At 66.1% G+C, this 5,149-nt stretch carries 9 protein-coding genes; all 9 read left to right on the top strand.

Annotation, left to right across the window (positions count from 1 at the left end; genetic code table 11):
• Positions 1-297: 50S ribosomal protein L24 (gene rplX / locus B7X32_RS18200; protein ID WP_292722881.1), on the top strand; the 297-nt coding region annotated here is incomplete at its 5' end.
• Complete coding sequence (gene rplE / locus B7X32_RS18205) at positions 297-887, top strand: 50S ribosomal protein L5 (protein ID WP_292722884.1); 591 nt, start codon at positions 297-299, stop codon at positions 885-887. The genes rplX and rplE, both read left to right, overlap by 1 nt.
• A 151-nt stretch (positions 888-1,038) precedes the next feature.
• A complete protein-coding gene (rpsH, locus tag B7X32_RS18210; protein WP_292722887.1) occupies positions 1,039-1,437 on the top strand; it encodes a 30S ribosomal protein S8 in 399 nt (132 codons plus the stop codon).
• 6 nt (positions 1,438-1,443) lie between these two features.
• Positions 1,444-1,980, top strand: coding sequence for a 50S ribosomal protein L6 (rplF, locus tag B7X32_RS18215; RefSeq protein ID WP_292722889.1), 537 nt, complete (start codon positions 1,444-1,446; stop codon positions 1,978-1,980).
• A gap of 2 nt (positions 1,981-1,982) precedes the next feature.
• Positions 1,983-2,342, top strand: a complete 360-nt coding sequence (gene rplR, locus B7X32_RS18220) for a 50S ribosomal protein L18 (protein ID WP_267920971.1) — start codon at positions 1,983-1,985, stop codon at positions 2,340-2,342.
• Positions 2,343-2,362: 20 nt separating this feature from the next.
• Complete coding sequence (rpsE, locus tag B7X32_RS18225) at positions 2,363-3,028, top strand: 30S ribosomal protein S5 (RefSeq protein WP_292722895.1); 666 nt, start codon at positions 2,363-2,365, stop codon at positions 3,026-3,028.
• Positions 3,028-3,213 carry a 50S ribosomal protein L30 gene (rpmD, locus tag B7X32_RS18230; protein WP_045249910.1) on the top strand — a complete coding sequence of 62 codons (186 nt, stop codon included), beginning with the start codon at positions 3,028-3,030 and terminating at the stop codon, positions 3,211-3,213. The genes rpsE and rpmD overlap by 1 nt, the downstream gene beginning before the upstream one ends.
• Positions 3,213-3,734 carry a 50S ribosomal protein L15 gene (gene rplO / locus B7X32_RS18235; protein WP_105686040.1) on the top strand — a complete coding sequence of 174 codons (522 nt, stop codon included), beginning with the start codon at positions 3,213-3,215 and terminating at the stop codon, positions 3,732-3,734. Before rpmD ends, rplO begins: the two co-directional genes overlap by 1 nt.
• Positions 3,735-3,837: 103 nt before the next feature.
• On the top strand, positions 3,838-5,149 hold a 1,312-nt coding region (secY, locus tag B7X32_RS18240; protein ID WP_292722899.1), incomplete at its 3' end, for a preprotein translocase subunit SecY.

Below are 5,149 nucleotides of genomic sequence, written 5' to 3' on the forward strand. Positions count from 1 at the left end.
GGCGACCGCGGCAAGCAGGGCAAGGTCCTCGAGGTCCTCGTCGAGCAGAACCGCGTGATCGTGGAGGGCGTGAACTACGCCACCAAGCACACCCGCGTCGGCCAGACGCAGCGCGGCACGAAGACGGGCGGCATCGAGACCATCGAGGCCCCCATCCACATCTCGAACGTCGCCCTGGTCGACCCCGAGACGAAGAAGCCGACCAAGGTCGGTCACCGCGTCGAGGAGCAGGTCAAGGACGGCGTGAAGCGCACGGTCCGCGTGCGCTACGCGAAGAAGAGCGGTAAGGACCTCTGATGGCGGCTGCTGACGCCGCGGGCGCTGTCAAGGTGCAGCCCCGCCTGAAGGCGAAGTACAACAACGAGATCAAGAAGGCTCTGCAGGACGAGTTCGGCTACGAGAACGTCATGCAGATCCCCGGCCTGGTCAAGGTCGTCGTCAACACCGGTGTCGGTGAGGCGGCTCGCGACTCCAAGGTGATCGATGGTGCGGTCGATGACCTCACCAAGATCACCGGCCAGAAGCCGATCGTCACGAAGGCCCGCAAGTCCATCGCGCAGTTCAAGCTGCGCGAGGGTCAGCCCATCGGCGCGCACGTCACCCTCCGCGGTGACCGCGCCTGGGAGTTCGTGGACCGCCTCGTGAACCTCGCACTGCCCCGTATCCGCGACTTCCGCGGTCTCTCGGACAAGCAGTTCGACGGCAACGGCAACTACACCTTCGGTCTCACGGAGCAGAGCGTGTTCCACGAGATCGATCAGGACCGGATCGACCGCGTCCGCGGTTTCGACATCACCGTCGTGACCACGGCGAAGAACGACGACGAGGGCCGCGCCCTGCTGCGCCACCTCGGCTTCCCGTTCAAGTCGAACGACGCGCAGGCGTAAGACCATGTTCTGAAGACCGGATCCCGGGGTTCTCCTCGGGATCCGGTCTTCGGGCGTGTCCCGCTTGACGTACAATTGAAAATTGCGTGCTCATCGCAGGCCGTCTGCCGTGTAACGGCAGCCGGAACCTCATGAACGAAAGAAGACAACTATGACGATGACAGACCCGGTCGCAGATCTGCTGACCCGTCTGCGCAACGCGAACTCGGCGCATCACGATTCCGTGACCCTGCCGTCGAGCAAGCTGAAGACCCACATCGCTGAGATCCTCCAGCAGGAGGGCTACATCGCAGGCTGGGAGGTCACCGACGCCCGCGTCGGCACCAACCTCACCATCTCGCTGAAGTACGGCCCGAACCGCGAGCGGTCGATCGCCGGCATCAAGCGCGTCTCCAAGCCCGGCCTCCGTGTCTACGCGAAGTCGACCGAGCTGCCCAAGGTCCTCGGCGGCCTCGGCGTCGCGATCCTGTCCACCTCCTCGGGGCTCCTCACGGACCGCCAGGCAGAGCAGAAGGGCGTGGGCGGAGAAGTTCTCGCCTACGTGTGGTGATCTGAAATGTCGCGTATTGGACGACTTCCCATCGAGATCCCCGCGGGCGTGACCGTTTCGGTCGACGGCCGTGAGGTTTCGGTGAAGGGCCCGAAGGGCGAGCTCTCGCTCACCGTGGCCTCTCCCATCGAGGTGTCGGTCGAGGAGAACCAGGTTCTCGTCACCCGTCCGGACGACGAGCGCGCCTCGCGTTCGCTGCACGGTCTGACCCGCACGCTCATCAACAACGACATCATCGGCGTGACCCAGGGCTACTCCAAGGGCCTCGAGGTCGTCGGCACCGGTTACCGCGTGCAGCAGAAGGGCAGCTCGGTCGAGTTCGCCCTCGGCTTCTCGCACCCGGTCCTGATCGACCCGCCCGCCGGCATCACCCTGACGGTCGAGGGCAACAACAAGCTCACCGTCAGCGGCATCAGCAAGCAGGCCGTCGGCGAGGCGGCTGCGAACATCCGCAAGATCCGCAAGCCCGAGCCGTACAAGGGCAAGGGCGTGCGCTACGCCGGCGAGGTCGTGCGTCGCAAGGCCGGAAAGAGTGGTAAGTAACCATGGCTATCAAGACGAAGTCCGACGCCCGCTCGCGTCGTCACGCCCGTCTTCGCAAGAAGATCCAGGGCACCGAGGCGCGTCCGCGCCTGGTCGTCACCCGTTCGGCCCGCCACGTCTTCGTGCAGCTGGTCGACGACAGCAAGGGCCACACCGTGGCCAGCGCCTCCACCCTCGAGACCGACCTGCGCGGCTTCGACGGTGACAAGACCGCCAAGGCCCGCAAGGTCGGCGAGCTCGTCGCCGAGCGTGCGAAGGCCGCCGGCGTCTCGGAGGCCGTGTTCGACCGCGGTGGCAACCGGTACGCCGGTCGCGTCGCGGCCATCGCCGATGGCGCCCGTGAAGGGGGGCTGGCACTGTGAGTGACATCAAGGAGAACGAAGTGACCGAGACGGCTCCTGCCGCCGAGAACGCGGCCGGTTCCGAGGCTCCGCAGCGCGATGAGCGCCGCGGCGGCCGTGGTGGCCGCGACCGCGGCCAGGGCGGTCGCGACCGCAACTCCCGCGACCGTGGGGACAACCAGTTCCTCGAGCGCGTGGTGACCATCAACCGCGTGTCGAAGGTCGTCAAGGGCGGCCGTCGCTTCAGCTTCACCGCGCTCGTCGTGGTGGGTGACGGCAACGGTCTCGTGGGCGTCGGCTACGGCAAGGCCCGCGAGGTCCCCCTCGCCATCTCGAAGGGTGTCGAGGAGGCCAAGCGCAACTTCTTCCGCGTGCCGCGCTCCGCGAGCACCATCCCGCACCCGGTGCAGGGCGAGGCCGCTGCCGGCGTCGTGCTGCTCCGTCCGGCCGCTGCCGGTACCGGTGTCATCGCCGGTGGTCCGGTCCGCGCCGTGCTCGAGTGCGCCGGTATCCACGACGTGCTGTCGAAGTCGCTCGGCTCGTCGAACACGATCAACATCGTGCACGCGACGGTGGAGGCCCTGAAGCAGCTCGAGGAGCCACGTGCGGTCGCCGCACGTCGTGGCCTCGAGTTCGACCAGGTCGCCCCGGCGCGTCTCGTCCGCGCAGAGGCCGAGGCCATCGCTGCGCAGAAGGCAGGTGCCTGATGGCTGCGCGCCTCAAGGTCACGCAGGTCAAGTCCAAGGTGAGTGAGAAGCAGAACCAGCGCGACACGCTGCGTTCGCTCGGCCTCAAGCGGATCGGCGACTCGGTCGTCCGTCCCGATGATGCTCAGACCCGCGGTTACGTCCGCGCGGTCGCTCACCTCGTCAAGGTTGAGGAGATCGACTAATGGCTGAGAAGAAGGAAGCGGCTACCAAGACCGCCGCCAAGAAGCCGGCTGCCAAGAAGGCCGAGGAGACCACGGTCTCCCGTCCCGGCGTCCTGAAGGTGCACCACCTGCGTCCGGTCCCCGGCGCCAACACCGCGAAGACCCGTGTCGGTCGCGGTGAGGGCTCCAAGGGCAAGACCGCCGGTCGCGGCACCAAGGGCACCAAGGCCCGCAACACCGTTCGCGTCGGTTTCGAGGGTGGGCAGATGCCGCTGCACATGCGCACCCCGAAGCTGCGCGGGTTCAAGAACCCGTTCCGCGTGGAGTACCAGGTCGTGAACCTGGAGAAGCTCGCCGAGCTCTACCCGGCCGGTGGCGACGTGACCGTCGCCGACCTGGTCGCCAAGGGCGCGGTCCGCAAGAACGAGAAGGTCAAGGTCCTGGGCAACGGCGACATCGCCGTGGCTCTGACCGTGTCGGTCGACAAGGTCTCCAGCTCCGCTGAGCAGAAGATCGTCGCCGCCGGCGGATCGATCAAGTAACACCCGTCGAGAGGGGCCGGAGATATCTCCGGCCCCTCTTGCGTTACCCTGGGTAATTGACTGTCCCTCGTCGGGCGTCATCCCTTTGCAGGAAGGCAAGCTTTTGTTCAGCGCCATCGCGCGGATCTTCCGCACGCCTGATCTTCGACGCAAGATCGGCTTCACGATCGTGATCATCGCGATCTACCGCCTCGGATCCACCGTGCCCGCTCCGTTCGTGAGCTTCCCGAACGTTTCAGAATGCCTCGCGCAGAACAGCGGCACAGAGGGACTGCTCGGGCTCGTCAACCTGTTCTCCGGCGGCGCGCTGCTGAAGCTGTCGATCTTCGCCCTCGGCGTCATGCCGTACATCACGGCCTCGATCATCACGCAGCTCCTGCGCGTGGTCATCCCGCACTTCGAGGCGCTGCACAAGGAGGGCCAGGCCGGCCAGGCCAAGCTCACCCAGTACACGCGCTACGTCACCATCGCGCTGGCGCTGCTGCAGTCCACGACCCTCGTGACGGTCGCGCGCACCGGACAGCTCTTCGGCCAGACCGGCGTCGCCGCGTGCAACCAGTTGCTCACGAACGACGTGTGGTGGGCGCAGCTGCTCCTCATCATCACGCTGACCGCCGGCACCGGCCTCATCATGTGGTTCGCCGAGCTCGTCACGGAGAAGGGCATCGGCAACGGCATGTCGCTGCTGATCTTCACCTCGATCGCCGCGACCTTCCCCGGCGCCATGTGGGCCATCTGGCAGACCAAGGGCTTCGAGGTCTTCCTGCTCGTCCTGCTCGTCGGCATCATCGTGATGTCGCTCGTCGTGTTCATCGAGCAGTCGCAGCGACGCATCCCGGTGCAGTACGCGAAGCGGATGGTGGGCCGTCGCACCTACGGCGGCACCAACACCTACATCCCGATCAAGGTCAACATGGCGGGCGTGATCCCGGTCATCTTCGCCTCGTCGCTGCTGTACATCCCGATGCTGGTCGCGCAGTTCAACATCCCGCAGGACGGCAAGACGCCGCCCGCGTGGGCGACCTGGATCATGACGTACTTCGTCAAGGGCGACCACCCGATCTACATGATCACGTACTTCCTGCTGATCATCGGCTTCACGTACTTCTACGTCGCGATCACGTTCAACCCGACCGAGGTCGCGGACAACATGAAGAAGTACGGCGGCTTCATCCCGGGCATCCGCGCGGGACGTCCCACGGCCGAGTACCTCGACTACGTGCTCACCCGCATCACGCTGCCCGGATCCCTCTACCTCGGTCTCATTGCGCTGATCCCGCTGATCGCGCTGGCCACGGTCGGGGCGAACCAGAACTTCCCGTTCGGCGGCGCGTCGATCCTGATCATCGTCGGCGTCGGCCTCGAGACGGTCAAGCAGATCGACGCACAGCTGCAGCAGCGACACTACGAAGAAG

Source organism: Microbacterium sp. 13-71-7, assembly GCF_002257455.1.
Taxonomy (GTDB): domain Bacteria; phylum Actinomycetota; class Actinomycetes; order Actinomycetales; family Microbacteriaceae; genus Microbacterium.

Bases quoted from the DNA above. Each gene is read 5' to 3' on its own strand.
- rplE (WP_292722884.1), top strand. From the start codon at position 297: ATGGCGGCTGCTGACGCCGCGGGCGCTGTCAAGGTGCAGCCCCGCCTG.
- rpsH (WP_292722887.1), top strand. From the start codon at position 1,039: ATGACGATGACAGACCCGGTCGCAGATCTGCTGACCCGTCTGCGCAAC.
- rplF (WP_292722889.1), top strand. From the start codon at position 1,444: ATGTCGCGTATTGGACGACTTCCCATCGAGATCCCCGCGGGCGTGACC.
- rplR (WP_267920971.1), top strand. From the start codon at position 1,983: ATGGCTATCAAGACGAAGTCCGACGCCCGCTCGCGTCGTCACGCCCGT.
- rpmD (WP_045249910.1), top strand. From the start codon at position 3,028: ATGGCTGCGCGCCTCAAGGTCACGCAGGTCAAGTCCAAGGTGAGTGAG.
- rplO (WP_105686040.1), top strand. From the start codon at position 3,213: ATGGCTGAGAAGAAGGAAGCGGCTACCAAGACCGCCGCCAAGAAGCCG.